Raw genomic sequence first — 24,809 nt, 5'->3', positions numbered from 1 at the left:
AGCATTGGAGTGACCCGATGAGTGCGACCGAATGGTTCCAGGCGCGGCTGCGTTCTGGCGAAAAGTCCAAGGTGCCCGTGGCGCCCGAAAGCACCGCGAAGAGCGCATCGAAGAACGCGCCCAAGCCCAGCGTGCGTTCGACCGCCGAGCGTCTGCAGGTCACGCTACGCAAGGCCGACGAGGCGCTGTCGCCGCGCGCGCTGCGCCGCGTGCTGGCCGATCTGCAGGCCGTGATCGATCCGCGCGTGAGCGAGGTCGAAGGCGGCCGCCGTGCCCACGCCATCGCCGTGGCCTACGCCGCCGCGCAGCCCGAAGAGCGCCGCGACTACTGGGCGCTGATGAGCGAGCATTTCGCCGCCGATGCGCAAAAGCTCAAGACCGCGCGCGACCAGCACCAGGCCGCCGTCGGCACGCCCGATGAAGGGCAGGCCGAACTGCGCCTGCGCCGCGCGCTCGTGTCGCCGCGCATGCGCCTGCTGCAGCGCTTCGCGGTCGAGCCCGAGGGCATGCGCTTCCTGGTCGACCTGCGCGCCGACCTGCTGCCTTGCCTGAAGGCCGACAAGCGCCTGCTCGCGCTCGACGCCGAGCTGGAGCAGCTGTTCTCCACCTGGTTCGACGTGGCTTTTCTCGAACTGCGCCGCATCGACTGGGATTCGCCGGCCTCGCTGATCGAGAAGCTCATCCGCTACGAGGCCGTGCACGACATCAAGAGCTGGTCCGACGTGAAGAACCGGCTCGACGACAGCGACCGCCGCTGCTACGGCTTCTTTCATCCGCGCCTGCCGAACGAGCCGCTGATCTTTGTCGAAGTGGCGCTGGTCGACCGCATCAGCGACGGCATCGTGCCGCTGCTCGATGAGGCCGCCGTGCCCGTGCCGCCCGCCAGGGCGACCACCGCGATCTTCTATTCGATCAGCAACACGCAGAACGGCCTGCGCGGCGTGAGCTTCGGCGACTCGCTCATCAAGCGCGTGGTCGAGACCCTGCAGGACGAGTTGCCGCGCCTGAAGACCTTCGCCACGCTGTCGCCCATTCCGGGCTTTCGCACCTGGCTGGCCAAGAACGTGGCCGACCTGCTGCCCCGCCTCGACGAAAAGCGCGAGGCCGAGATCGGCCGCCTCATCGGCTCGCTGCCGCCCACCGCTGAACGGCTGTTGGCTGCCGTCGATGCGGCCGCCACCTTCGATGCGAAGTCGCCGCTGCGCCAGTGGCTGCTGCAGGCCGCCGCCGAATACCTGGGCCGTTCGCTCGTCGACGGCACGCCGGCCGACCCGGTCGCGCGTTTTCATTTGGGCAACGGCGCACGCGTCGAGCGGCTGAACTGGGCCGGCGACCCGTCGCCCAAGGGGCAGAAGCAGTCGTACGGGCTCATGGTCAATTACCTCTACGACCTCAAGCGTCTGGACAAACATCGCACCTGGCTGGCGGATGGCAAGGTGGCTGTATCGGGAGATATCGAGAGCCTGTTCTTCAAAAAAGGCTGACAAGGCGCCAGAAGCCGATGCAAGAAACATCGGCGGCCGCATCGGGCGGCAAAATCCACAACGACAGGAGATGAGACAAATGAACCCAAGCTTTCAACGCCGCGACGTCTTGCGCGTGGCTGCCGCCGGTGCGGCCGTTCTTTGCGGCGCGGCGCGCGCGCAGGGCTGGCCGACCAAGCCGGTGACGATGGTCGTGCCGTTCCCGGCCGGCGGCGGCACCGACGCGTTTGCGCGGCCGATCTCGGGCCAGTTCTCGCGGCTGACGAACCAGTCGCTCATCATCGACAACCGTGGCGGCGCCGGCGGCACGCTCGGCGCGAGCGTGGCCTCGAAGGCGTCGGCCGATGGCTACTCGCTGTTCATGGGCGCGGTGCACCACGCCATTGCGCCTTCTGTCTACCCCAAGCTCGACTACGACATCGAGAAAGACTTCGTGCCGCTGATGCTGCTGGCCAACGTGCCGCAGGTGGTGGTGGTCAATCCGCGCCGCGTGGCCGCCACCAACATCAAGGAGCTGATCGTGCTGGCCAAGGCCAATCCCGGCAAGCTGAACTACGGCTCGGCCGGCGCGGGCACCTCGCACCATCTGGCGGGCGAGCTGTTCAAGATCCAGACCGGCACCTTCATCACCCACATTCCCTACCGTGGCGCCGGGCCGGCGCTGGCGGACCTGATCGCGGGCAACGTCGACCTGATGTTCGACGGCCTCGGTTCTTCGGCGCAGTACATCAAGAGCGGCCGCATCAAGGCGCTGATGGTGGCCGGTGCCAAGCGCAACCCTGCCTTTCCCGATGTGCCGTGCGCTGCCGAGGTTGGCTTGCCCGACTACACCGTGACCACCTGGTACGGGCTGTGGGCGCCCAAGCGCACGCCGGCCGACGTGCAGCCGCAGATCGTTGCCGAGATGCAGAAGGTGCTGGCCGCCGACGACATCAAGGCCATCTGGGCGCAGAACGGCTCCGAGATCCCGACGCTGACCGGGCCGGCCTACGGCAGCTTCGTGAACGCCGAAATCAAGCGCTGGGCCGCGGTGGTGAAGGCCTCGGGCGCCAAGATCGAATGACGGTCGGAAGCAGCGTTCTATTTCGCCAGGAAGGCGCCATCGCGGTTGTCACGCTGTCGAACGCGGGGCGCCTCAATGCCATGACGCGCGCGATGTGGCGCGAACTGCGGGCCGTGTTCGACGGCCTTCGCGCCGGCGCCGACGACACCGGCAGCAGCGTGCGCTGCGTCGTCGTGCGGGGCGAGGGCGGTGCGTTCTGCGCGGGTGGCGACATCTCCGAGTACCCCTCGTTCCGCTTCGAAGAACCCAGCCTGCGCGAGTTCCACGAGAACGAAGTCTGGGCCGCGCTGCAGTCGATGCTCGACTGCCCGTTGCCGCTGATCGCGCAGATCGAAGGCGCCTGCATGGGCGCCGGCATCGAGATCGCGAGCTGCTGCGACATCCGCCTGGCCGGTGCCGCCGCCAGGTTCGGCGCGCCGATCGCCAAGCTCGGTTTTCCGATGGCCCCGCGCGAAGCTGCGCTGGTGCATGGCGCCATCGGCGATGTGCTCGCGCGCGACATGCTGCTGGCCGCCGGCGTGCATGGTGCGCAGCGCCTGTACGACGCGGGCTTTCTGCTGCACGTGCTGCCCGACAACGAAGTCGCCGCCACCGTGCAGGCCCATGCCACGCGCGTTGCCGCGCTGGCGCCGCAGGCCGCGCGCCTGCACAAGAAGACCTTTGCCGCATTGCGGGCCGGCGCACCCTCGGCCCACAGCCTGCTGGCCACCGCCTACGACTACGCCGATTCCGCCGAGCACCGCGAAGGCATTGCCGCCTTCCTTGCCAAGCGCACACCGAATTTCTGATGAAGTACCCGTTCAAAGACGAAGCGATGAAGAAGACTGCCAACGCCAACCTGTTCGCCGCCCTGCGCGCGGCCTTTCCCGCCGACCTCGACGGCATTGCCGTCGAAACCGACAACGGTCTTTTCTACTCGTGGCGCGACATCGAGCGCGCGAGCGCGATGATTGCCAACCTGCTCGATGCGCTGAAGCTCGAGAAGGGCGCGCGCATCGCGGTGCAGGTCGAAAAGTCGGTCGAAGCGATGCTGCTCTACCTTGCCACGCTGCGCGCCGGCCATGTGTTCCTGCCGCTCAACACCGCCTACCAGAGCGCCGAGATCGAGTACTTCATCGGCAACGCCGAACCTGCCGTGGTGGTGTGCACCAGCCGCAATGCCGCGTGGGTCGGACCCATCGCGACCGCGGCCGGCACCAAACACGTCTTCACGCTGGACGACGACCGCACCGGCACGCTGCTTGAAGTTGCCGCGCAATGCAGCGACCGGCACGAAGTCGCGCAACGCAAGCCCGACGACATGGCCGCGATCCTCTACACCAGCGGCACCACCGGCCGCAGCAAGGGCGCGATGCTCACGCACCGCAACCTGCTGTCGAACGCCGAGGTGCTGAAAGACTACTGGGGCTGGACCGAAGGCGACGTGCTGATCCATGCGCTGCCCATCTTCCATGTGCACGGCCTCTTCGTGGCGCTGCATGGCGCGCTGCTCAACGGCAGCAAGATGCTGTGGTTCTCGAAGTTCGATCCCAAGCGCATCGTGCAGAAGCTGCCCGAGGCGACCGTATTCATGGGCGTGCCCACGCTCTATGTGCGGCTGCTGGCCGAAGCGGGCCTCACGCGCGAGGCGGTGCGCAACATGCGGCTGTTCATCGCGGGCTCGGCACCACTGCTGATCGAGACCTTCGACGAATGGCGCGAGCGCACCGGCCACACGATCCTCGAGCGCTACGGCATGAGCGAGACCGCCATGCTCACGTCCAATCCCTACAACCCCGCGCAGGGCGAGCGCCGTGGCGGCACCGTCGGCTTTGCCTTGCCCGGCGTGCAACTGCGCGTGCGCGACGACAGCGGACGCGACTGCACCACCGACGAGATCGGCAACATCGAAGTCAGCGGCCCCAACGTGTTCGCGGGCTACTGGCGCATGCCCGAGAAGACGAAGGAAGAATTCACCGCCGACGGCTTCTTCAAGACCGGCGACGTGGGCAAGATCGATGGCCGTGGCTACATCACCATCGTTGGGCGCAGCAAGGACCTGATCATCAGCGGGGGCTACAACGTCTACCCGGCCGAGATCGAGGGCTACATCAACGAGATGGCCGGCGTGGCCGAAAGCGCCGTGTTTGGCGTGCCGCATCCCGACTTCGGCGAAGTGGGCGTGGCCATCGTGATCGCGAAGGCCGGCGCCGCGCTCGATGCCGAAGCCATCGTGGCCGACCTCAAGGCGAAGCTTGCGAACTTCAAGATTCCCAAGCGCTGCTTCGTGGTGCCCGAGTTGCCGCGCAACACCATGGGCAAGGTGCAGAAGGCGCTGCTGCGCGCCGAGCACAAGGGGTTGTTCGCCTAGGGACGCACTGAGAAAGTTGCCACCGTGAGGTGCCGGTGCATTACTTTCGGCACTGGTGCCTGCACGGCCCCGTTGCCAGCAGGAGGAGAGTTGCTCGCGTCGAAAAAAGCAAGGGAGGACCTCAATGAACCAACGTGCCATGCGCGCGGTCGTTGCAGTCCGGATGCTCTGCATGGCCGGTTCTGCCGCTGCGCAATGCCAGGCCGGCATGCCCACCGTTTCGGGCGCGGGTGCGTTCCGCGCGAATACATCGAGAACAGCAAAAGGGGGGCGCTGCAGCCGCAGTACGCCCCCGAGGCGCCGCCGCAGCGCAGGGCGGCAGGTGCGCCTGCAGTGCCGACGACATGGTGCGCCGCGTGCTCTGCACCAAGAGCCGATAGGCGCAGCGTTCCGGCTAGGTGCCGGCCACTCTCGGCGCGATGGCAGTGACGCGTGGCTCGTGAAAGATCAGCGCGTCCACCGCATCCGGTGAAGCTCGGCGGAACTCCACGCCGAAGCCTTCCAGCGTATCGACCTTGAACCGGCGTCCATCGGCCGGAAGCAGGCGATAGGTCGGCTGGCCCGGGATCGTCATGGCGAGTTCGCCCCGCGCGTCGAGACGGATCTCTATCACGCGGCCGGCGTGCAGGTAGTCGCCAGCACACAGGCGGCGGAACGCGGGGTCGAGCACGTCGCCGGCCGCGACGCGGCGGAACACGATGTCGTCCACCATCTGCTCGAACGGGATTTCGAGGCGGTCGATGTGGCCGTGCCGGTCGTAGCGGAAGGTGACGGTGTGGTCGCTGGGATGCATCAGCGTCGGCCGGTCGGGGGTGACGAAGACATCGTAGTGGCGATGCGCGAGCTTCTCCGCGATGCCACGCCAGCGCCACGCGAGGCCGTCGGCTTCCTTGTCGATGCGGATGCGCCCGTAGGCCGGGTGTTCGTAGTCGCCCGCATAGTCGTCCAGCGCGTGGCTGGGCAGCGTGTCGCCGTGGCGGACCTCCGCTCTGGACTTCTTGTCGAGCTTGATCTGTTCGACGGCCTGCCTGCGCTTGGGCGCGAGCCTGCCGAACCAGTCGACGGGTTCGCGGCCGCAGAGGCGGTCGAGCGCCGCGAAGGTGAGGATGGGCGTGGCGCCGCCCGGCGCGCGGTTCGTCAGCACCACCACGCCCGCACGGCGTTCGGGCAGCATCGTCATGAGCGTGCTCCAGCCGGCCCAGGAGCCCGAATGCGCGATCGTGCGTTCGCCGCGGTATTGCTCGCAGAAGAGGCCCAGGCCGTAGTGCGAATCGCCGATCTCGGCATGTTCGGAGCGGCCCATGTGCACGCGCGGCGTCGTCATTTCGCGCAGCGACTTCGCCGAAAGCAACTGCCGGCCGTCCGCCTTGCCGTCGAGGAGAAAGCGCGCCCACTTAGCCAGGTCGGCGACCGAGGTGTTGATGCCGCCGGCGGGCGTTGCGCGAATGGGCGACAGCGGCGTACGGTAGCGCGCATCGCCGTCCATCGCATGCGGGCGCGCACCGTCTTCGGCGGCGCCGAGCGCCTCGATGGAGAAGCCGAAGTGGCGAAAGCCCAGCGGCTTCATCAGGCGCTCGGTGGTGAATTCTTCGTAGCTCTGGCCGCTGATCCGCTCGGTGATCATTCCCGCGACGAGGTAGCCCAGGTTCGAGTACTGGAAGGTGTCGCGCAGGTCCTTGTTCGGCGCGAGATGCCTGAGTGCCGCGAGCATCTGCGCGTTGCTCAGGTCGCCGGGCATGTGGATCCAGTCGTGGCGCGGGAGGCCACTGTGGTGGCACAGCAGGTCGCGCACCGTGAGCAGCCCGGTCGCCACCGCGTCGTGAAGGCGGAATTCGGGGATCACCTCGCGCACGGACCGGTCCCAGTCGAGCTTGCGCTCGTCGACCAGCAGGCCAAGCCCCGCCGCGGTGAACGACTTGGTGATCGAGCACAACAGGAACTGCGTGTCGGTGGTCACGGGCAGGCCGGTGTCGGTGTCGCGCACGCCGTAGCCTTTCTGCAGCACCACCTCGCCGTCCTGGATCACCGCCAGCGCGAGGCCGGGGACTTGCCATTCCTGCATCGAGGCTTCGACGAGGCTTTCGAGTTCGCTCCACATGGTCTGGGTCCTTGCCTTGCGGCCTTGAGAAACAGGGGGCGAATCCTAAGGCAATCCCGCGCGTGGAATTTCTCCTATGTGGCAGCCAGCCCGTTCATGAGGCCGCTGCGCGCGTGGCAGTTGATGTATTCATAGCTCTGCTCGTCGGCCTTGAGCACCGACACCTCGTGGTACACGCGCAGTTGCAGCTGGAAGTTCAGCGCCTGCACGTAGCGCATGAAGCTGCCGAAGATCGCGACGTGCGTGGGGTGCGACTCGGCCCAGCGTTCCATGTCGGCGAGCGAACGCCAGTAGCTCAGGCCGAAGGACTTCTGCAGCGGCGTGCCCTTCGCGTCGAGGTGATGCATGTAGCGGTTGCTGTAGCAGCCGATGCCCAGGCCCTGGTCGCGCAGGAACTCCATGCCTTCGCGCAGCACCGGTTCCATGTCTTCGAGGTAGAGCGTGCGCTCCTGGCCGGTGGTGTCGGTCCATTCCTGGCCGGAGCGGATCATCGCGATGTTCTCGTGGCCTGCGATGCGCACGCGCTGGCCCGGCGCGGGCGTGCCGGCAACTACTGCGCGCGTGCCTGAGGGCGACAACGCATCGGTCTGCGAAAGCGGGATGCGGTCGCGCATCGACCCCCAGTAGCCGTGCTCCTGCAGCTCGCCGCTGACCTCGCCCATGACGACGCCGACGCCCTCGAAGCGGTCAGGCGTGTTGAACATGGTCTCGAAGTGCTCGACGCGCGGCGAGGCGATTTCGCGGAAGTAGCCGAGGCCTTCGTTCAGCCGCTCGTCGGAGCGCCACCATGCGTCGACGGCGGGCGTGGCCCTCCAGCGCGCGAAGGCTGTGGCGTCGTTCCAGTAGGCGATGGCGATCATGTTGTCGAAGCCGTCGGCATCGACGTGGTGCGTCAGGTCGTGGTGGCCCGGGCCGTCGGGCAGGGCGAAGTCGCGTGCGATCTTCATCAGCGCGGCGCAGGCGCGGCCCTGCATCTCGGAACCGCGCGACTGCACGCCGAAGTGGCCCATCACCACCTGCGTCACCGAGGTGGGCGCGCGGGCCGACCAGACGGGGTAGGGCGGCGTGTAGTCGTCCTCGACGCGGCGGTGTCGCGTGCGGAGGCATCTCAGGTGCTCGGCAATGGCGGATTCCATGGCGGGACTCCGGGCGGTCAGGCGGCGAGCTGCAGGCGCGGCTCGGTGCCTGCTGTCACTGCTTCGGGGGCGCCGCTCTCGGGCTCGGGCGTGCGCTGCAGCACCACGGGCTCGCGGCGCGTCTTGTTCAGCAGAAGCTGCGTGACGTCGGGCCGCGAGTAGTGGCCGCTCGGGTCGGCCGCCGCCTTGGCGAGCGAGATCATGCCCAGGTCGATGTCGGCGATCACCAGGCCTTCCTGGTCTTCGGCCAGCGGCGTGCCGAGCGGCGAGCCGTCGGGTGCGTAGATGCGCGCGTAGCCGCCGCCGGTGCGCAGCATCTGCTGCTTGGCCGGGTCGGTGCACATCAGCTCGCTCATCGCCTGCGAGACGGTGGCACACGGCGCGACCACGAAGCACTGGCCCTCGGCCGCGTAGATCTGGCTCGCCGCGTTGTTGACCTCCGGCCCGAGCGCATAGGCCGCGCCGCGGTAAAGCGAGAAGCTGGGCCATGCGCCGCAGTGGATCTGCTCGTTCTGCGCATACATCGCGTACTTGCTGAGCGGCTGCAGGTGCTCCCAGCACGAGAGCGATCCGACGTTGCCGATGGCCGTCTCGGCCACCGCGAGGTCGGAGCCGTCGCCTTCGCCGAACACGGTGCGCTCCACGTGCGTGGGCTTGAGCTTGCGGCGCGTCTGCACGGTGTTGCCCTGGTCGTCGATGAGCGCCTGTGCGATGTAGAGGCTGCCCGCAGCCTTCTCGCTGTAGCCGAGCGACACCCAGATCCGGTGCTTGCGCGCCGCGTCCTTGATGCGGTCGAACTCGGCCGAGCCGACCACCAGCGAGTTGTCGTGGTAGCGCTGCACGAACTGCATGCCCCAGGCGGGCGAGTCGAGCCAGATCCACCACGGGTAGCCGGGCACCCAGGTCTCGGGAAAGGCGATGAGCTTCACGCCCTGGCCGGCTGCCTGGGCCATGAGGTCGATGGTCTTGTCGATGGTGCCGTCGAGGTCGAGGAACACGGGCGCGGCCTGCACGGCGGCAACGCGGAGCTTGGGGTGAACGGTGGTGGGCATGGCGGGCCTCTCGAGGGGGTGGATGAAACAACTTCGCACGCCCCGGCGCGGGTTTGCGCGGTGGCATGCGGGTTGCTTGAAGCGTAGATTCGCCGCCGCGGAACGCCTTGATCCGAACTGGCGGCGTTCTTGTTCCAGCGTTGCACGCGCGCTTTCCGGGGAACCCCATGAACCAGTTGCTCAGCACCGATGCCGTGGCGCGCGACCAGCGCCTGGCCTATTGGACCGACATGATCTGCAACGTCTACGTGCAGCTCGGGTGCGACCCGGTGCGGCCGGACGACATCGGCCGCTTCGAAGGCAGCATCCGCCAGCACTCGCTGCCGAGCCTGGACGTGTCGGTGGTCAAGTCGAGTGCGCAGAAGGTCAGGCGCACGAGCGGGCACATCGCGCGCTCGGGCGACGACTATTTCCTGGTGAGCATCCAGGCGCAGGGGCAGGGCGTGGTGCGGCAGGACGGGCGCGACGCGGTGCTCTCGGCCGGCGACTTCGCGCTGTACGACAGCACGCGGCCCTACGAGCTGCTGTTCGACGACAGGTTCGAGCAGATCGTGCTCAAGCTGCCCGGCGAGCGCCTGCGCAGCGAACTGCGCGACACCGAGGCGCTGACGGCCACGACGGTGTCGGGCAAGGAGGGCGCAGGGCATCTGCTGCTCGGCATGATCCGCACGCTGCGGGAGGACATCGACACGCTGCAGCCCGCCTCGGCGCTGGCCGTCGCCAACGGCGTGCAGAGCATCCTCGTGGCGGGCCTGCAGACGCTGCCGGTGGCGCGAGCGCCATCGCTGAGCAATCTCACGGCGTACCACCTCGCGCGCGTGAAGCGGTGCATCGACGAGCAACTGGCCGATCCCTCGCTGTCGGTGGGCAGCATCGCGGCGTCGCTCGGGGTGTCGGCGAGCCATGTACATCGCGTCTTCAAGAGCGAGCCGCTGACGCCCGCGCAATACATCTGGGAACGCAGGCTCGAAGCCTGCAGCCGCGACCTGCTGGAGCCGCGTCTTGCAGGCAAGCCGGTGGGGGAGATCGCGTATGGGCGCGGCTTCAACGATGCGGCGCATTTCAGCCGCGCGTTCCGCGAGCGCTTCGGCTGCTCGCCGCGCGAGTGGCGGCAGCAGCGGGTGCAGTAGGGCCTACTGAACCAGCAGCACGGTGATGTCGGTTTCGGAAAGCACCTTGGTGGAGACCGAGCCCATGAGCGCACGCCCGAAGATGCCGTGGCCGTGGGTGCCGAGCACCATCAGTTCGGCCTGCGCGTCGTTCGCGGCCTTCAGGATTTCTTCGGCCGCATGGCCGTGGCGCGAGTCGATCGTGTAGTTGCTCAAGCCCTTTTCGGCGAACAGCGCCTTCACCGGGTCGAGCACCTTGGCGCTTTCCTCGGCGTAGTAGCCCGCGACCACTTCCTTGCTGAGGTGGCGGGCCACATTGGCCGAGACGCCGGTGCACACATGCACCACCACGAGCTGATGCCCGTCCACGAATATCGCGCGGTGGCTGAACAGGTAATCGAGTGCCTTGCGCGTGTAGGCGCTGCCATCGACGGCGATGAGGATTTTCATGAAATCCTTATACGCCTGCCCCTGTGAAATGCCAGGAGTCGCACCTGGGCGACAAGGGCCTTGAATCAGCCGTGCAGCCCCTTCCAGAGCATGTAGGCGGCCAGCAGGTAGAGGATGCTGGCGAACACGCGCTTGAGCTTCTTCACCGGCAGGCTGTGCGCCGCCTTCGCGCCCAGCGGCGCGGTGAACACGCTGCACGCGGCGATCACCGCCAGAGCGGGCAGCCAGATATAGCCGAAGGCGCCGGCCGGCAGGCCCTGCACCGAGTGGCCGCTGATGACATAGCCAAGCACATTGGCCACCGCGATCGGAAAGCCGAGCGCCGCGCTGGTGGCCACCGCGTTGTGAATGGCTACGTTGCACCATGTCATGAACGGCACGCTGATGAAGCCGCCACCAGCGCCCACCAGGCCCGAGATGAAGCCGATGGCGCCGCCGGCTGCAAGCTGGCCGCCCGTGCCCGGCATCTGCCGCGTGGGCTTGGGCTTCTTGTCGAGAAACATCTGCGTGGCCGAGAAGCCCACGAACAGCGCGAAGACGATGGCCAGTGCCGTGCCCTTGAGCAGCGCGAACACGCCCAGGCTGCCCGCGAGACTGCCGATCACGATGCCGGGTGCAAGGCGCTGCACGATGTCCCAGCGCACCGCGCCGCGCTTGTGGTGCGCGCGCACGCTCGACACCGACGTGAAGATGATCGTCGCCATCGACGTCGCGATGGCCATCTTCACCGCGAGGTCGGCCGGCACACCGCGATGGCCCATGATGATCGTGATGAAGGGCACCATCATCATGCCGCCGCCGATGCCCAGCAGGCCCGCGAGAAAGCCCGTGCCCAGCCCGAGCGCGGCGAGTTCGGCAATCAACAAAGGGTCGAGCAGGGCGGCGAGGTTCACGGCGGAGGGCTCTTCAAAAAGCAACGGCCCCGTGCGGTGAGGCAGGGGGCCGTGGCGGGAAAAGGTGTCTGCAGATGGTGTGCCGGACCCGCATCCTGAACCAGGGTTCAGGTGGGCGAGGGCAGCAAGACTTCGGGTTCATCTGACGCGAGATGATCACGCCCGTCAAGCGATGTACCAAGCCCGGCTCCGGAGAGCATTGGAACAAGGAAATATTAAGCCCGACACGTCTGCAGACGAGGTGGATTTTACGCCTCGTATGTGTCCGCCGCGCTCATTCAGAGCAAATGTCCATCGCCGGCCAGCGCCTGATCGAGTCTTTGAATGAGTTGCGCGGCCTTCGGGTCGGCTTCGCCGGTCTCGGCTGGTGCCGTGGCAGCGGGCACCGCCGCCGGCGCTGCGGCCGCCGCGGCCTGTTGCGCCGCGAGGTCGAACGCCAGGTTCAGCGATGCCAGCACCGCGATGCGGTCGCGGGCCTTGACCTTGCCCGCGTCGCGGATCTTGCACATGGCCGCGTCCACGCGTTCGACCGCATCGCGCAGTTGCGATTCGCCGCCGTCGGGACAGCCGAGCAAATAGCTCTGGCCCATGATCTGTACTTCAATCTGCTTCATGCGGGGGAATCTTGGGATGGGGGTTCGGCCGGCAGCCGTTCGAGCAGGGCGTCCAGGCGCGTGCGGGCTGCGGCGAGCCGCGACTTCAGGGCGTCGCGTTCACGCGTGAGCGCATCGACCTGTTCCTGCAGCAGCACATTGGTGCGCTGCACCTCTTCATGACGCACAAGCAGTCGTTCAACACGCTCGGCGATCTGATCGATGGGGCTGGAGGCGGGCATGGTTGGCGATTGTAGTTTCCCGGGGAGGCCGTACCGCCGATGGCGCGCGCGGCCCCGTTTGAATGTCGATTCACCCTAGGGCTTGGCATGGATTCTGCTGCCTTCCAGTTGCCTTTCAAACTCCCACAGCCAGTCAATGACCACGAAGAACAACACTTTATTCAGTCGGCGCGACCTGCTCTCCCTCATCGGCAAGACCGCCGGAGGCGGCGCGATGTACCAGGCGATGACCTCGCTGGGCTTTGCCGCCGAGTCCAACTACAACGGGCCACCGAAGCTCGATGGCGCAAGGAAGGGTGCGTCGGTGCTGGTTCTTGGTGCGGGGCTGGCCGGCATGGCCGCCGCGCTCGAGTTGCGCAACGCGGGCTACTCGGTCAAGGTCCTTGAATTCAGCAACCGCGCCGGTGGCCGCTGCTGGACGCTGCGCGGCGGCGACATCTTCACAGAGCTCGGCGGCGCGGTGCAGCAGTGCGGCTTTGCCAAGGGCGAGTACTTCAATCCGGGGCCGTGGCGCATTCCTTATCACCACCATGCAGTGCTCGGCTACTGCAAGCGCCTGGGCGTGGCGCTGGAGCCTTTCGTCCAGGTCAACTACAACGCGCTGGTGCATTCGAGCAAGGCCTATGGCGGCAAGCCGCAGCGTTATCGCCACGTGCAGGCCGACTACCAGGGCTATGTCGCCGAGTTGCTCGGCAAGGCCGCCACGCAAGGCAACCTCGATGCAGCACTCACGAAAGAAGACAAGGAAAAACTGCTCGAAGGCCTGCGCCGCTGGGGCGCGCTCGACACGCAATTCCGTTATCGCGAAGGCCCCATCAGCAGCGACCGCCGTGGCTACGAAGTCGATGCGGGCGGCGGCCTCATGCCGCTGGCCACGCCATCGAAGCCGCTCGACATGAGCGAGCTGCTGCAATCGAATCTCTGGCGCTACATCGCGAGCGGGCAAGACTACGAATTCCAGAGCGCGATCTTCCAGCCCGTGGGTGGCATGGACATGATCGCCAAGGCCTTCCAGAAAGAAGTCGGCAGCCTGATCCGCTACGGCGCCAAGGTCACGAAGATCGAGCAGAACGACCGCGGCGTGACCGTCACCTACACCGACGCGTCCAAGGGCGGCGCGGTCACGCAGGCCAAGGCCGACTGGTGCCTGTGCACCATTCCGCTGTCGGTGCTGAGCCAGATCGACATCCAGGTCAGCACTCCGATGCAGGAGGCCATCAACGCCGTGCCCTACGGCGCATCGGTCAAGGTGGGCCTGCAGTTCAAGCGCCGCTTCTGGGAAGAAGACGAGCACATCTACGGCGGCATCAGCTATACCGACCTGCCGATCTCGCGCATCTCGTACCCCTCGACGCGCTATGGCGCCAAGGGCAAGTCGGTGGTGCTCGGCGCCTATGTGTTCGATGGCCCGAACTCCTACGAATTCACCGCCATGGCGCCCGAGGAGCGCGTGCGCCGCGCGGTCGAGTTCGGCACGCAACTGCACCCGCAGTACGCGCGCGAATTCGACAACGGCATCTCGGTCGGCTGGCACCGCGTGCCGGGCTCGCACGGCTGCTATGGCATGTGGACCGACGAGACACGGCAGAAGCACTACAAGAACCTGTGCCAGGTCGATGGCCGCATTGCGCTGGCGGGAGAACACGCTTCCTACATTCCGGCCTGGCAAGAGGGCGCACTGCTCTCGTCGCTCGATGCCATCCAGCGGCTGCACGCCCGTGCCGTGGCCTGACCGTCGCATGAAGGACACACCCACCATGAACCACGACATCACGACCTTCAAGCGCGCGCTGCTCGGCCTTTCGTTCGGCGCACTGGCCTCGGTGACCGGCCCGGCTGCATTCGCGCAATCGCCCGAGCCTGCGTTCTCCGTCGGCCCCCGCTTCCAGGAAAGCTCGGGTGAGTCGATCTACCGTGCCACCTGCCAGGGTTGCCACATGGCCCAAGGGCAGGGCGCGAAAGGGGCTGGTGCGTACCCGGCACTTGCCTCGAACCCGCGGCTCGCGAGCCCTGAATATCCGCTCTACGTGGTGATCAACGGGCAGAAGGGCATGCCCGCTTTCGGCAAGATGCTGAGCGACGAGCAGATCGCTTCGGTGGTCGCGTACGCGCGTACCCATTTCGGCAACCAGTACCCCGACGCCATCGCGGCGGAGAACGTCAAGAAGCTGCGGCCTTGACCTGGCTCCCATATCCGGCAGACCCTTCCTTTCATCCCTGTAGAGAGACAACACACATGACCATGACCTCCATCACGAAGAAGCTGGCGCTCGTCGCCGCACTGTTCGCAGCCGGCACCGGTGCCGCCCACGCGGCCGACGAAATCATTCGCCATCGCATTCCGAATTCGTCCTTTCCGATTTCGGCGGCGGTGGAAATTCCATCGTCGTTCACCAGCGTCTACCTCTCGGGCCAGGTGCCGCCCCTGCAGGACGCGACCGCGCCCAAGAACAGTGCCGCAGCCTATGGCGGCGACACCAAGGGCCAGACCATCGGCGTGCTCAAGGCCATCGAGAAAAGCCTTGCGGGCCTGGGTCTCACGATGGGCGATGTGGTGAAGATGCAGGTGTTCCTGGTGGGTGATCCGGCCAAGGACAACAAGATGGACTTCGCCGGCTTCATGGAGGGCTACACCCAGTTCTTCGGCACCACCGCGCAGCCCCGGCTGCCGGTGCGCTCGGCGATGCAGGTGGCGGCGCTCGCCAATCCGGCGTACCTGGTCGAGATCGAGGTGATGGCGGTGCGTCCGGCCAAGTAAGCAGCGCAGTACGGCGCAGCGCGCTGCTTACTCGCTCAGCCGCACGTAGGTGGCGAGCAGCGCGCTCTTCGCGGCCACGCCCAGCAGCACGGGTTGCTCGGTGCTTTCGATCACCGGCAAGCGTTCGCCACGGTGCTCCAGAAAGCGCTGCAATGCCTCGCCGAGGCTGGTGTCGGCCGTGATCGGCTGGATGGTCTGCGAAAGCAATGCGGCCGCGGTCGTCTCCGACGGCGCCGTGCCAAGCGCGGCCAGCGGCACCACGCCGAGGTAGCGGTTGCCGGTGTCGACCACGTAGAGGTACTTCACTGGATGCTGCAGAAAGATCCGGCTCATCGTTTCGCGGCCGGCGTCCGGGCCGACCACGGTTTCGGCGGGCTGCACCAGATCGCGCATGTGCAGCCCGCGCAGGCGCAATTGCGCATCGCGCTGTGCATTGCGGTGCAAGGTGATCTCGTACATGGAACCGGCGTTGGCCGAGCGCGCCACGAAATACGCGATCACACTGGCGGCCATGAGCGGCAGCATCACCTGGTAGCTCAGCGTCATCTCGAAGATCATCAGGATCGCCATCAGCGGCGCCTGTGTCGCGCCCGCCAGAAAGGCGCCCATGCCGACGATGGCGTAGGCGAACGGGGCTGAACTTGCCGCCGGCCACAACGCCTGCACGCCCAGCCCGAACAGCGCGCCGATCATGCAACCGAAGAACAGCGCGGGCGTGAACACGCCGCCCACCGCGCCCGAGCCGGCCGTGGCCAGCGTGGCGACGGCCTTGGCCACGAGCACCATCGCGATCAGCGTCCAGGGCCAGGGCGTGTGCAGCACTGCATTGACCACGCTGTAGCCGTTGCCCCAGACCTCGGGCAGCGGCACCGAAATCACGCCCATCACCAGCCCGCCCAGGGCCAGCCGCCACGGCAGCGCGATCGGCAACTTCGCAAACAACGCGCGGCTGCCATGCAGCGCCCGCAGGAAGCCGACCGAGACAAAGCCGAGCAGCACGCCCAACAGCGCGAACAGCACGACCTCGGTGCCGTGGATCTCGGGAAACACCGGCATCAGGTAGGGCGGCTGGTAGCCCGGCAGCGCGCGCATGGCCACGTTGGCGACCACCGAGGCAATGATGATCGGCCCCACGCTTTCCATCGCGATGGAGCCGAGCACGATCTCGGCGACGAAGAAGGCGCCGGCGATCGGTGCGTTGTAAGCGGCGGTCAGGCCGGCCGCCGCACCGCAGGCCACCAGCAGGCGCAGCCGCTCGACCGGAAAGCGGAACACCCGGCCCAGCAGCGAGGCGGCCAGCGCCGCGAGCTGCACCATGGAGCCTTCGCGCCCGATGGAGCCGCCGCTGCCGATGCTTACCAGCGACGACGCGCTGCGCACCAGCGTCTGCGCGACCGGAATGCGCCCGTCGCCGAGCACGATGGCTTCCATGTAGTCGGAGGTGGCGCTTTGTACCGTCACGCGTTTGGCCAGTACCAGCAGCCCGCCGGCCACCAGCCCGCCGAGGGTGGGGCAGGCGATGCGCGCCCACCACGGCAGATGGCGCGCCATGGCCACGAGGCCTTCGCCGGGGCCGAGCACCAGATGCTCGAAGGCATACAGCGCGGCACGAAAAAGTTCGGTGGCCAGCGCACCGAGCAGCCCGGCCACGATGGACCACAGCAGCATCGACTGCCAGCCCGAGACGCCGAAGAGCCGCTGCAGCGCCGAACGAAGACTCAGAAAAAGCGAAGCCGGCCGCATCATGCCGATGCCCGTTTCATGGTCTTCAAAACGCAACAGTCCATGGCGTCGATGTTAGCGGGGCGCAACTTTCGACTTAAACGGGCGGTGGCAGGGCCTAAAATCCCGCCCGTTGGTGCTCGCGGCGTGGTTCACACGGCGCAGTTCAACGGGAAGCAGGAGTGGAAGCCCCCGAACACGGGACCCAAGGCCCAAGCCACCTGCGCTGCCCCCGCAACGGTCAAGCAGACGGCGCCGCAAGGCGCCAACCCCTTTCCATCCAGCCACTGGGCGCCCTGAAACAGGCGCCTGGGAAGGCGGCGAGGGGCCGTTCTGCCAGCCCGGATACCGGCCAACGAGGCGGCTGCCGCATGCATGACGATGAATCGCATCATCGATGCACCAGGCAGCCATGGCGCCCAGGCGCCGGCGGGGAGGCCGGCAAGGGGCATTGATGTTCGTCCGGCTCAATTCATGATTTCCTGCGTTTCTCTTTCTCGCGGCCGCGCCCCTGTGCGCCGCAGCCACCTCGCGTGCCTGCCGCTCGCGCTCGCCTCGGCCTTCGGTGGCCTCGCCCATGCCCAGGAGGCGCCGACGCTCGGCGAAACCGTGGTCACCGCGAACCGCACGCCGCAGGCGCTGTCGGACATCGTGGGCGACGTGTCCATCATCGACCGCCAGACCATCGAGCGCAGCGGCGCGACCGGCGTGGCCGACCTGCTGGCGCGCCAGCCGGGCATCGAGATCACGCGCAATGGCGGCATAGGCAACAACACCAGCGTGTTCATCCGCGGTGCCGAAACGCGCTTCACGGCCGTGTACATCGACGGCGTGCGCATCGACTCGCAATCGACCGTCGGCGCCGGCTGGGAAGGCATTCCGCTCGCTCAGATCGATCGCATCGAAGTGCTGCGCGGCCCGGCCGCCGCGGTGTACGGCTCCGACGCCATCGGCGGCGTGATCCAGCTTTTCACCAAGCGCGGCGAAGAAGGCGTGTCGCCCTACGTGGGCGTGGGCATCGGCAGCAACGACCTGCGCAAGCTCGAAGCGGGCCTGAGCGGCAAGTCGGGCGCCTTCGACTACTCGCTCGGCGTGGCGCATGAAGAGAGCAAGGGCTTCAACATCCAGCCGGCGTCCAAGCGCGTGCTGTCGAAGGACGGCTACACCAGCCCCGACCGCGACGGCTATCGCAGCAACTCGGGCAACGTGAAGCTGGGCTACCAGATCACGCCCGACCAGCGCATCGAAGCCTCGGTGCTGTCCAGCGACATCCTGGCGGGCTACGACACGACGATCCCCTTCAGGACCAAGCTGCCGTTCCTGTTCAAGGACGACCTGTCGAGCAACACCTTGCGCACCGCCGCCCTGACGTGGTCGGCCAAGTGGAACGAGATCTACAGCACCCGCGTGCAGGTGACCGATTCACGCTCGACCTACGAGACCGATCCTGCCTACTACCGCACCGAGACGCACCTGCGCGGCTACCTGTTCCAGAACGAGTTCCGCTTCGGCCCCCATCTGGTGACGGCCGCGCTCGAACGCCGCGAAGACGGGCTGGTGAACCCGGCCGCCACCACCACGGCCAAGCTGCTGGCGCGCGACCGGTCGCAGGATGCCATCTCGCTCGGCTATGGCTTCGTGCAAGGCCCGCACTCGCTGCAACTGCATGTGCGCCACGACAAGGACAGCGAGTTTGGCGGCAAGACCACCGGCAGCGCCGCCTACGGCTACGCCATCACCCCCACGCTGCGCGCCACCGTGTCGGCCGGCACGGCCTTCCGGGTGCCCACCCTGTACCAGCGCTTCAGCGAGTACGGCCTTGCGAGCCTGAAGCCCGAGTCGAGCCGCAACGTCGAGCTGGGCCTGAAGTACACCGAAGGCGCCACCAGCGCGGGCATCGTCGTCTACAGCAACCGCGTGCAAAACCTGATCGTGTTCGACGGCAGCGCCAAGGGTTGCGCGTCGTCCTTCGGCTGCTATGCCAGCACGGCGCGCGCCCGCTACCAGGGCGTCACGCTGTCGGGCGGCCATCGCATCGGCGACGTGACCCTGCGCGCCTCGCTCGACTACCAGGACCCGCGCGACCTCTCCACCAACAACCTGCTGGCCCGCCGCGCACAGCGCCATGCCACCTTCGGCGCCGACTGGCGCGTTGCCGGCTGGACGCTGGGCGCGGAAGTGCAAACCTCCAGCAAGCGTTACGACGATGCCGCCAACACCGTCAAGCTCGGTGGCTACACCCTGCTGAATCTGTCGGCCAGCACGCAGATCACGCGCGACCTCAACCTGATTGCGCGCGTCGACAATGTCGGCAACAAGGACTACCAGTACGCACGGCTCTACGCCACGGCGGGCCGCACCGCCTACGTCGGTCTCAAGTGGACACCGCAATAAGCCAACCCTCGCAACGAAGCGACGCCGACGGCGCCGCGGCCCCCGCCTGCGCCGCGGTGCTGGTGGCGGCCCCTGCCTCGGGGCAGGGCAAGACCACCGTCGCAGCCGCGCTCGCGCGGCTGCATGCGCGCCAGGGCCGGCGCGTGCGGGCCTTCAAGTGCGGGCCCGACTTTCTCGATCCGCACTGGCTGGCGCTAGCCACCGGCGCACCGGTGCATTCGCTCGACCTGTGGATGACGGGCGAGGCCGATTGCCGCGCGCGCCTGCGTGCCGCGGCGGCCGAATGCGACCTGCTGATCGTCGAAGGCGTGATGGGCCTGTTCGATGGCACGCCCAGCGCGGCCGATCTAGCCGAGCGCTTCGGCCTGCCGGTGCTGGCGGTGATCGACGCGGGCGCCATGGCCGGCACCTTCGGCGCGCTGGCTTTCGGCCTGCAGAACTTCCGCCCCGGTTTGCCGTGGGCCGGCGTGCTGGCCAATCGCGTGGCCAGCGAGCGCCATGCGGGCATGCTGAAAGACGCATTGCGCGAACCCTCGCAATGGCTGGGCGCCTTGCCGCGCGACCCGGCGTTCTCGCTGCCCGAGCGGCATCTGGGCCTGGTCCTGGCGGCTGAACTTGGGGACGCTATGGCCCGGCTCGATGCGACAGCCGATGTGCTGGCCGCAACGCCGCTGGGCCGGATGCCGGTCGCGCAATTGCCGCAGGTTCGCTTCGAAGCAGAAGCTTCGGTGGCGCCCGTGCCGCCTCTGCTGGCCGGCCGCACCATCGCCATTGCGCGCGATGCGGCCTTCTCGTTCATCTACCCCGCGAACCTCGACGTGCTCACCGCGCTCGGTGCGCGGCTTTCCTTTTTCTCTCCGCTCGCAGGCGATGCCTTGCCGGCCTGCGATGCCGTCTGGCTGCCCGGCGGCTACCCCGAACTGCATGCCCAAGCCCTGGCCGGGTGCTCGCAGATGCGCGATGCGCTGGCCAGGCACATCGCGGACGGCAAGCCGATCTGGGCCGAATGCGGCGGCATGATGGCGCTGTTCGACGAACTGGCCACGCACGCCGATGCCACGCGCCCGCCAGACGTCCACCGGCTCTGGGGCCTGTTGCCGGGCCGCGTGACGATGCAAAAGCGCCTGGCCGGCCTCGGCCCGCAGCAGCTCACGCTCGGCAGCCACACCTTGCGCGGCCACACCTTCCACTATTCGAGCTGCGACACGCCGCTCGTGCCCGCCGCCCACACCGGCCGGCCCGATACGGCCCAGGCCGTGGGCGCGCGCGGCGGCGAAGCCTTCTATGTGCATGGCCCGGTGCGCGCGAGCTATTTCCACGCATGGTTCGCCTCCAGCCCCGAAGCCACGGCACGGCTCTTCGGGGCCATGCCGATCGAACTCGACGGCCACGACGCCGAGAAGGAAGACAGCGATGCCCGTTGAACGTGAATTCATCCTCGGCGGCCAGAAGAGCGGCAAGTCGCGCCGCGCCGAGCAGCGTGCCATCGACTGGCTCGCCGCCGAATCGAAGGGTCGCCGTGCCGTGCTGATCGCCACCGCGCAGGCCTACGACGACGAGATGCAGGAGCGCATCGTGCGCCACCAGGCCGACCGCGCCGAGCGCGTGCCCGGCATGCGAACCATCGAAGAGCCCATCGAACTGGCGCGGGCCGTCGTCACGCAGAGCACGCCCGAGACGCTGGTGGTCATCGACTGCCTCACGCTGTGGCTCACCAACCTGCTGATGCCGATGGAAGACGCGCGGCCCGCCACGCGCACGCCGGCCACGCACGTCGCCATGCTGCTGATCGCACTGCGCGAGGCGCGCGGTCCCGTCGTGCTGGTCGGCAACGAGATCGGCCTCGGCGTGATTCCCCTGGGCCGCGAGACGCGCGCCTTCGTCGATGCGCTGGGCCGCCTGAACCAGGAAGTGGCCGCCGCCTGCGACCGCGTCACACTGATGGCGGCCGGCCTGCCGCTGAGCCTGAAAGCACCCGCTGCATGAAGAAACTGATCCGTTCGCTGTCGTTTGCCCTCGGCCTGGCCGCGTTCGCGCTGGGCGCGCACGCCTTCGACGTGGTCGACGAACGCGGCGTGACCGTGAGCCTGCCGCAACCGCCGCAGCGCATCGTCTCGCTGCTGCCGTCGCTCACCGAGTCGGTCTGCGCACTCGGCGCCTGCGCGCGGCTGGTGGGCGTCGACCGCTATTCGAATTCGCCCGAGCAGGTGAAGGCGCTGCCGCAGGTCGGCGGCGGGCTCGATCCGAACGTGGAGGCCATCGTCGCGCTCAAGCCCGATGCGGTGCTGCTCGCCAAGTCGTCGCGCGTCACGCAGCGGCTCGAAGCGCTGGGCATGAAGGTGCTGGTGCTCGAGCCCAAGAGCCATGCCGATGTGCGGCGCGTGCTCGACAAGCTCGACCAGGTGCTCGGCACGCACGAGGCACCCAAGGTCTGGCGCGTGATCGATGCCAGCGTGTCGGCCGCCGCGCAGTCGCTGCCGCCGGGCGCGAAGGGCCTGCGCGTGTACTTCGAGGTCAACAACGCGCCCTACGCGGCAGGCGAATCGTCGTTCATCGGCGAAACGCTCACGCGGCTCGGCGTGAAGAACATCGTGCCGGCTGCGCTCGGCCCGTTCCCCAAGCTCAACCCCGAATACGTGGTGCGCGCCAACCCCGACCTCATCATGGTGAGCGTGCGCAGCGCGCAGGGGCTGGAACAGCGCCCCGGCTGGGCCGGCATCCGCGCGGTGCGCGAGGGCCGCATCTGCCGCTTCAGCGCGGAGCAGTCCGACGTGCTCGTGCGCCCCGGCCCGCGCATGGACGAGGCCGCGCGCCTGATGGCGCAGTGCCTCGCCGACAAGGGCAAGAGGTGAGCGGGGCACGCATGCACACCGCCCATCTGCGCCGCGTGCTGCTGCTCGGCATCGGCCTGCTGGTGCTGGGCGCCGCGCTGCTGCTGTTCGGGCTGGGCATCGGCAGCACCGGCTTCGAGAGCCTGCTGTCGGCGCGCCACGACCCGGTCGCGCTGCAGATCGTGTGGGACATCCGCCTGCCGCGCACGCTCGGCGCGTGGCTTGCCGGCGCACTGCTCGGACTGGCGGGCGCGGTGGCGCAGGGGCTGTTTCGCAACCCGCTGGCCGACCCTTATCTGCTGGGCAGCGCCTCGGGCGCCTCGCTCGGCGTGGCGGTGGCGCTGCTGATGTTCGGTGGCTCGGCCGCGAGCATGCAGTGGGTGATGCGGCTCGGGCTCACGGGTGCGGCCTTCATCGGCGCGGTGCTCGCGGTGATGCTCACGCTGATGCTGGCGCGCGGCGTGCAACAGACGCTGCGCCTGCTGCTGGCGGGTGTGATCGTCGGCGTGGTGCTCGGCGCAGCGAAAGACCTGATCACCATTGCGTCGGCCGACATCCTGCAGGCCCTCCAGGGCTTCGTGCTCGGCAGCACCGGGCTGGTCGGCTGGAGCGCCTGCGCGGTGATGGCCATGGTCGGTGTGGTCTGCGTGCTGCTGGGCTGGGCGCTGGCGCCGGTGCTCGACGGGCTGGCGCTCGGCGAGGCCACCGCGCGCAGCCTGGGCCTGCCCTTGGGCGCGATGCGCGCGGCCCTCGTGGTGGTGCTGGCGCTGGCCACCGGCGCGGCCGTGGCGCAGACCGGGCTGATCGCCTTCGTCGGGCTGGCGGCGCCGCATCTCGTGCGCTCGATCGTCAAGACCACGCATGCGCGGCTGATCGTGCTGTCGACGCTGATGGGCGGCCTGCTGCTGATGGCGGCCGACCTGCTGGCGCGCTGGCTGATCGCCCCGCAAGAGCTGCCCGTGGGCGTGCTCACTGCCGTGCTCGGTGGCAGCTACCTGCTGTGGCTGATGCATCGCCGCAGCGCAAGAGGTGGCCTGGCATGAGCGACAACGACCTCGTTCCGGCCCTCGAAGCACGCAGCGTGAGCGCCACGCTCGGCATGACCGAGGTGCTGCACGGCATCGACTTGAGGCTTTCTTCCGCACGCTGGACCAGCATCGTCGGGCCGAACGGCGCGGGCAAGTCGACGCTGCTCAAGGCGCTGGCCGGCCTGCTCGCCCACCGTGGCGAAGTGCGCCTGTTCGGTGAAGCGCAAGGAAAGATTCCGGCCCGCGTTCGCGCCCAGCGTCTCTCGTGGCTCGGCCAGAGCGGCTCGGGCGAGGGCAGTGCCGACGACCTGATGGTCTACGACATCGCCATGCTCGGGCGCCTGCCGCACCAGCGCTGGCTGGCCGCCCCGAGCCCAGCCGACCGCGAGGCTGTCGAGCGCGCGCTGTGCAGCACCCAGGCCTGGGACTGGCGCGACCGCCCGCTGGGCCAGCTCTCGGGTGGCGAACGCCAACGTGTGCTGTTGGCGCGGGCGCTGGCGGTCGAGGCCGATCTGTTGCTGATGGACGAGCCGCTCGCCAACCTCGACCCGCCGCATCAGGCCGACTGGATGCAGACCGCGCGCGCTCTCGTTGCCGAAGGCAAGACGGTGGTGAGCGTGCTGCACGAACTGCCGATGGCGCTGGCCGCTGATGAACTGGTCGTGATGAATCTTGGCCGCGTGGTGCACCACGGAGGCTGTGGCGACCCCGTCACGCATGCGGCGCTGGAGCAGGTGTTCGACCATCGCATCCGGGTGCATCGTGTGGCCGATCAATGGATCGCGTTGCCGTTATGAAATGCGCGGGCGAGCTCGTTGGTATGCGGAAGGGCCATTCAAGGCGCGCGCACGCCGACGGCGTACTCTGCTCCGCGAATGTCCCCCGGGGCTTCGCCCCTCCTCCTTTATTTCGCTGCGCAGAGCACACCATCGACGTGCGCGTTTTCAGAGCACGAGTTGATCGGCTGCACACCAGCAGCGCGCCCCGAACCTCCACGCCTCTAACAACAGCCAGCGCAACCGAATTGGAGTCCCCATGCAAATAGAAACCCCTCCCAGCGAAAAACCCTACGAAAAGCCAGAAGGCGAACGCCGCGGCATCGTCATCGTCAACACCGGCGACGGCAAGGGCAAGAGCACCGCGGCCTTCGGCCTTGCGCTGCGCGCCCATGGACGCGGCAAGGCCGTGAAGATCTACCAGTTCATGAAGGTGCCCTCGGCGCGCTTTGGCGAACACCGCATGTTCGAGCAGATCGGCATTCCGATCGAAGGGCTCGGCGACGGCTTCAGCTGGAAGAGCCAGGACCTCGAACGCTCGGGACAGCTCGCGCGCGACGGCTGGGAAAAAGCCAAGGCGGCGATCCTCTCGGGCGACTTCTTCCTCGTCGTGCTCGACGAGATCACCTATCCGCTCATCTACGGCTGGCTGCCGCTCGAAGGCGTGCTTGAAACACTGCGCGCGCGGCCCAAGCACGTGCACGTGGCGCTCACCGGCCGCCGCTGCCCGCCCGAGATCATCGAGCTGGCCGACACCGTGACCGAGATGACCATGGTCAAGCACGCGTTCAAGGCCGGCATTCCTGCCCAGCGCGGTATCGAGGACTGAG

At 67.8% G+C, this 24,809-nt stretch carries 23 protein-coding genes and 1 riboswitch; of the genes, 15 read left to right on the top strand and 8 right to left on the bottom strand.

What is annotated here, in order from left to right; genetic code table 11:
• The first annotated feature begins 17 nt into the window (after positions 1-17).
• The 4 genes from BLQ28_RS16555 (at position 18) to BLQ28_RS16540 (ending at position 4,897) form a co-directional block, all read left to right on the top strand.
• A complete protein-coding gene (locus BLQ28_RS16555) occupies positions 18-1,484 on the top strand; it encodes a malonyl-CoA decarboxylase (protein ID WP_093241352.1) in 1,467 nt (488 codons plus the stop codon).
• Between the two features lie 79 nt (positions 1,485-1,563).
• Entirely contained in the window at positions 1,564-2,547 is a 984-nt protein-coding gene (locus tag BLQ28_RS16550) for a Bug family tripartite tricarboxylate transporter substrate binding protein (protein WP_093241350.1), read from the top strand.
• The gene (locus BLQ28_RS16545) at positions 2,544-3,335 is read left to right on the top strand and encodes an enoyl-CoA hydratase/isomerase family protein (protein ID WP_093241347.1); all 792 of its coding nucleotides are present in this window, start codon (positions 2,544-2,546) and stop codon (positions 3,333-3,335) included. Before BLQ28_RS16550 ends, BLQ28_RS16545 begins: the two co-directional genes overlap by 4 nt.
• 26 nt (positions 3,336-3,361) lie before the next feature.
• The gene (locus BLQ28_RS16540) at positions 3,362-4,897 is read left to right on the top strand and encodes a malonate--CoA ligase (RefSeq protein ID WP_093241780.1); all 1,536 of its coding nucleotides are present in this window, start codon (positions 3,362-3,364) and stop codon (positions 4,895-4,897) included.
• Positions 4,898-5,291: 394 nt separating this feature from the next.
• On the opposite strand, the gene BLQ28_RS16535 is transcribed toward BLQ28_RS16540, so the two are convergent.
• From BLQ28_RS16535 to BLQ28_RS16525, 3 genes are all read right to left on the bottom strand, one after another.
• Positions 5,292-6,995 carry a serine hydrolase gene (locus BLQ28_RS16535; protein WP_093241345.1) on the bottom strand — a complete coding sequence of 568 codons (1,704 nt, stop codon included), beginning with the start codon at positions 6,993-6,995 and terminating at the stop codon, positions 5,292-5,294.
• A gap of 74 nt (positions 6,996-7,069) precedes the next feature.
• Positions 7,070-8,131 carry a phenylacetaldoxime dehydratase family protein gene (locus BLQ28_RS16530; RefSeq protein ID WP_093241342.1) on the bottom strand — a complete coding sequence of 354 codons (1,062 nt, stop codon included), beginning with the start codon at positions 8,129-8,131 and terminating at the stop codon, positions 7,070-7,072.
• A gap of 17 nt (positions 8,132-8,148) precedes the next feature.
• Positions 8,149-9,183 carry a carbon-nitrogen hydrolase family protein gene (locus tag BLQ28_RS16525; protein WP_093241340.1) on the bottom strand — a complete coding sequence of 345 codons (1,035 nt, stop codon included), beginning with the start codon at positions 9,181-9,183 and terminating at the stop codon, positions 8,149-8,151.
• A 167-nt stretch (positions 9,184-9,350) separates the two neighbouring features.
• Here BLQ28_RS16525 and BLQ28_RS16520 point away from each other — a divergent pair, with 167 nt between their 5' ends.
• Positions 9,351-10,313 carry an AraC-like ligand-binding domain-containing protein gene (locus BLQ28_RS16520; protein WP_093241337.1) on the top strand — a complete coding sequence of 321 codons (963 nt, stop codon included), beginning with the start codon at positions 9,351-9,353 and terminating at the stop codon, positions 10,311-10,313.
• 3 nt (positions 10,314-10,316) lie between these two features.
• Here BLQ28_RS16520 and BLQ28_RS16515 read toward each other — a convergent pair whose 3' ends face one another.
• The 4 genes from BLQ28_RS16515 to BLQ28_RS16500 form a co-directional block, all read right to left on the bottom strand.
• On the bottom strand, positions 10,317-10,742 hold the full coding sequence (locus BLQ28_RS16515) for a universal stress protein (protein WP_093241335.1): 426 nt from the start codon (positions 10,740-10,742) through the stop codon (positions 10,317-10,319).
• A 65-nt stretch (positions 10,743-10,807) separates the two neighbouring features.
• Positions 10,808-11,635 carry a sulfite exporter TauE/SafE family protein gene (locus tag BLQ28_RS16510; RefSeq protein WP_093241332.1) on the bottom strand — a complete coding sequence of 276 codons (828 nt, stop codon included), beginning with the start codon at positions 11,633-11,635 and terminating at the stop codon, positions 10,808-10,810.
• 278 nt (positions 11,636-11,913) lie between these two features.
• On the bottom strand, positions 11,914-12,249 hold the full coding sequence (locus BLQ28_RS16505) for a cell division protein ZapA (protein ID WP_093241330.1): 336 nt from the start codon (positions 12,247-12,249) through the stop codon (positions 11,914-11,916).
• Positions 12,246-12,470: a DUF904 domain-containing protein gene (locus BLQ28_RS16500; RefSeq protein WP_093241327.1), complete on the bottom strand. Its 225-nt coding sequence runs from the start codon at positions 12,468-12,470 to the stop codon at positions 12,246-12,248. Before BLQ28_RS16500 ends, BLQ28_RS16505 begins: the two co-directional genes overlap by 4 nt.
• Positions 12,471-12,606: 136 nt before the next feature.
• Here BLQ28_RS16500 and BLQ28_RS16495 point away from each other — a divergent pair, with 136 nt between their 5' ends.
• From BLQ28_RS16495 to BLQ28_RS16485, 3 genes are all read left to right on the top strand, one after another.
• On the top strand, positions 12,607-14,202 hold the full coding sequence (locus tag BLQ28_RS16495; protein WP_218121938.1) for a flavin monoamine oxidase family protein: 1,596 nt from the start codon (positions 12,607-12,609) through the stop codon (positions 14,200-14,202).
• A gap of 25 nt (positions 14,203-14,227) precedes the next feature.
• Complete coding sequence (locus BLQ28_RS16490) at positions 14,228-14,650, top strand: c-type cytochrome (RefSeq protein WP_256327326.1); 423 nt, start codon at positions 14,228-14,230, stop codon at positions 14,648-14,650.
• 62 nt (positions 14,651-14,712) lie between these two features.
• Positions 14,713-15,228, top strand: coding sequence for a RidA family protein (locus BLQ28_RS16485; protein ID WP_093241774.1), 516 nt, complete (start codon positions 14,713-14,715; stop codon positions 15,226-15,228).
• 27 nt (positions 15,229-15,255) lie between these two features.
• Here the strand turns inward: BLQ28_RS16485 and BLQ28_RS16480 are convergent, their stop codons facing one another.
• Positions 15,256-16,974, bottom strand: a complete 1,719-nt coding sequence (locus tag BLQ28_RS16480; RefSeq protein ID WP_093241322.1) for a ClcB-like voltage-gated chloride channel protein — start codon at positions 16,972-16,974, stop codon at positions 15,256-15,258.
• A gap of 93 nt (positions 16,975-17,067) precedes the next feature.
• A riboswitch (cobalamin riboswitch) is annotated at positions 17,068-17,322 on the top strand.
• Between the two features lie 102 nt (positions 17,323-17,424).
• Between BLQ28_RS16480 and BLQ28_RS16475 the strand changes: the two genes are divergently transcribed.
• The 7 genes from BLQ28_RS16475 (at position 17,425) to cobO (ending at position 24,808) form a co-directional block, all read left to right on the top strand.
• Entirely contained in the window at positions 17,425-19,344 is a 1,920-nt protein-coding gene (locus tag BLQ28_RS16475) for a TonB-dependent receptor domain-containing protein (RefSeq protein WP_093241319.1), read from the top strand.
• Positions 19,329-20,768: a cobyrinic acid a,c-diamide synthase CobB gene (locus BLQ28_RS16470; protein ID WP_093241316.1), complete on the top strand. Its 1,440-nt coding sequence runs from the start codon at positions 19,329-19,331 to the stop codon at positions 20,766-20,768. Before BLQ28_RS16475 ends, BLQ28_RS16470 begins: the two co-directional genes overlap by 16 nt.
• The gene (locus tag BLQ28_RS16465) at positions 20,758-21,330 is read left to right on the top strand and encodes a bifunctional adenosylcobinamide kinase/adenosylcobinamide-phosphate guanylyltransferase (protein WP_093241314.1); all 573 of its coding nucleotides are present in this window, start codon (positions 20,758-20,760) and stop codon (positions 21,328-21,330) included. Before BLQ28_RS16470 ends, BLQ28_RS16465 begins: the two co-directional genes overlap by 11 nt.
• Complete coding sequence (locus BLQ28_RS16460; RefSeq protein ID WP_093241311.1) at positions 21,327-22,196, top strand: ABC transporter substrate-binding protein; 870 nt, start codon at positions 21,327-21,329, stop codon at positions 22,194-22,196. Before BLQ28_RS16465 ends, BLQ28_RS16460 begins: the two co-directional genes overlap by 4 nt.
• 11 nt (positions 22,197-22,207) lie before the next feature.
• The gene (locus BLQ28_RS16455) at positions 22,208-23,218 is read left to right on the top strand and encodes a FecCD family ABC transporter permease (RefSeq protein ID WP_093241308.1); all 1,011 of its coding nucleotides are present in this window, start codon (positions 22,208-22,210) and stop codon (positions 23,216-23,218) included.
• Positions 23,215-24,000, top strand: a complete 786-nt coding sequence (locus BLQ28_RS16450; RefSeq protein WP_093241305.1) for an ABC transporter ATP-binding protein — start codon at positions 23,215-23,217, stop codon at positions 23,998-24,000. The genes BLQ28_RS16455 and BLQ28_RS16450 overlap by 4 nt, the downstream gene beginning before the upstream one ends.
• 238 nt (positions 24,001-24,238) lie before the next feature.
• Complete coding sequence (gene cobO / locus BLQ28_RS16445; RefSeq protein WP_093241302.1) at positions 24,239-24,808, top strand: cob(I)yrinic acid a,c-diamide adenosyltransferase; 570 nt, start codon at positions 24,239-24,241, stop codon at positions 24,806-24,808.
• The last annotated feature ends 1 nt before the right edge of the window (position 24,809 follow it).

The sequence above is a fragment of the Variovorax sp. EL159 genome, from assembly GCF_900100965.1.
In the GTDB taxonomy this organism is placed as follows: Bacteria; Pseudomonadota; Gammaproteobacteria; order Burkholderiales; family Burkholderiaceae_C; genus Variovorax.
Note: the sequence above shows the minus strand (reverse complement) of the source record. Positions and strands in the feature narration are given on the sequence as shown.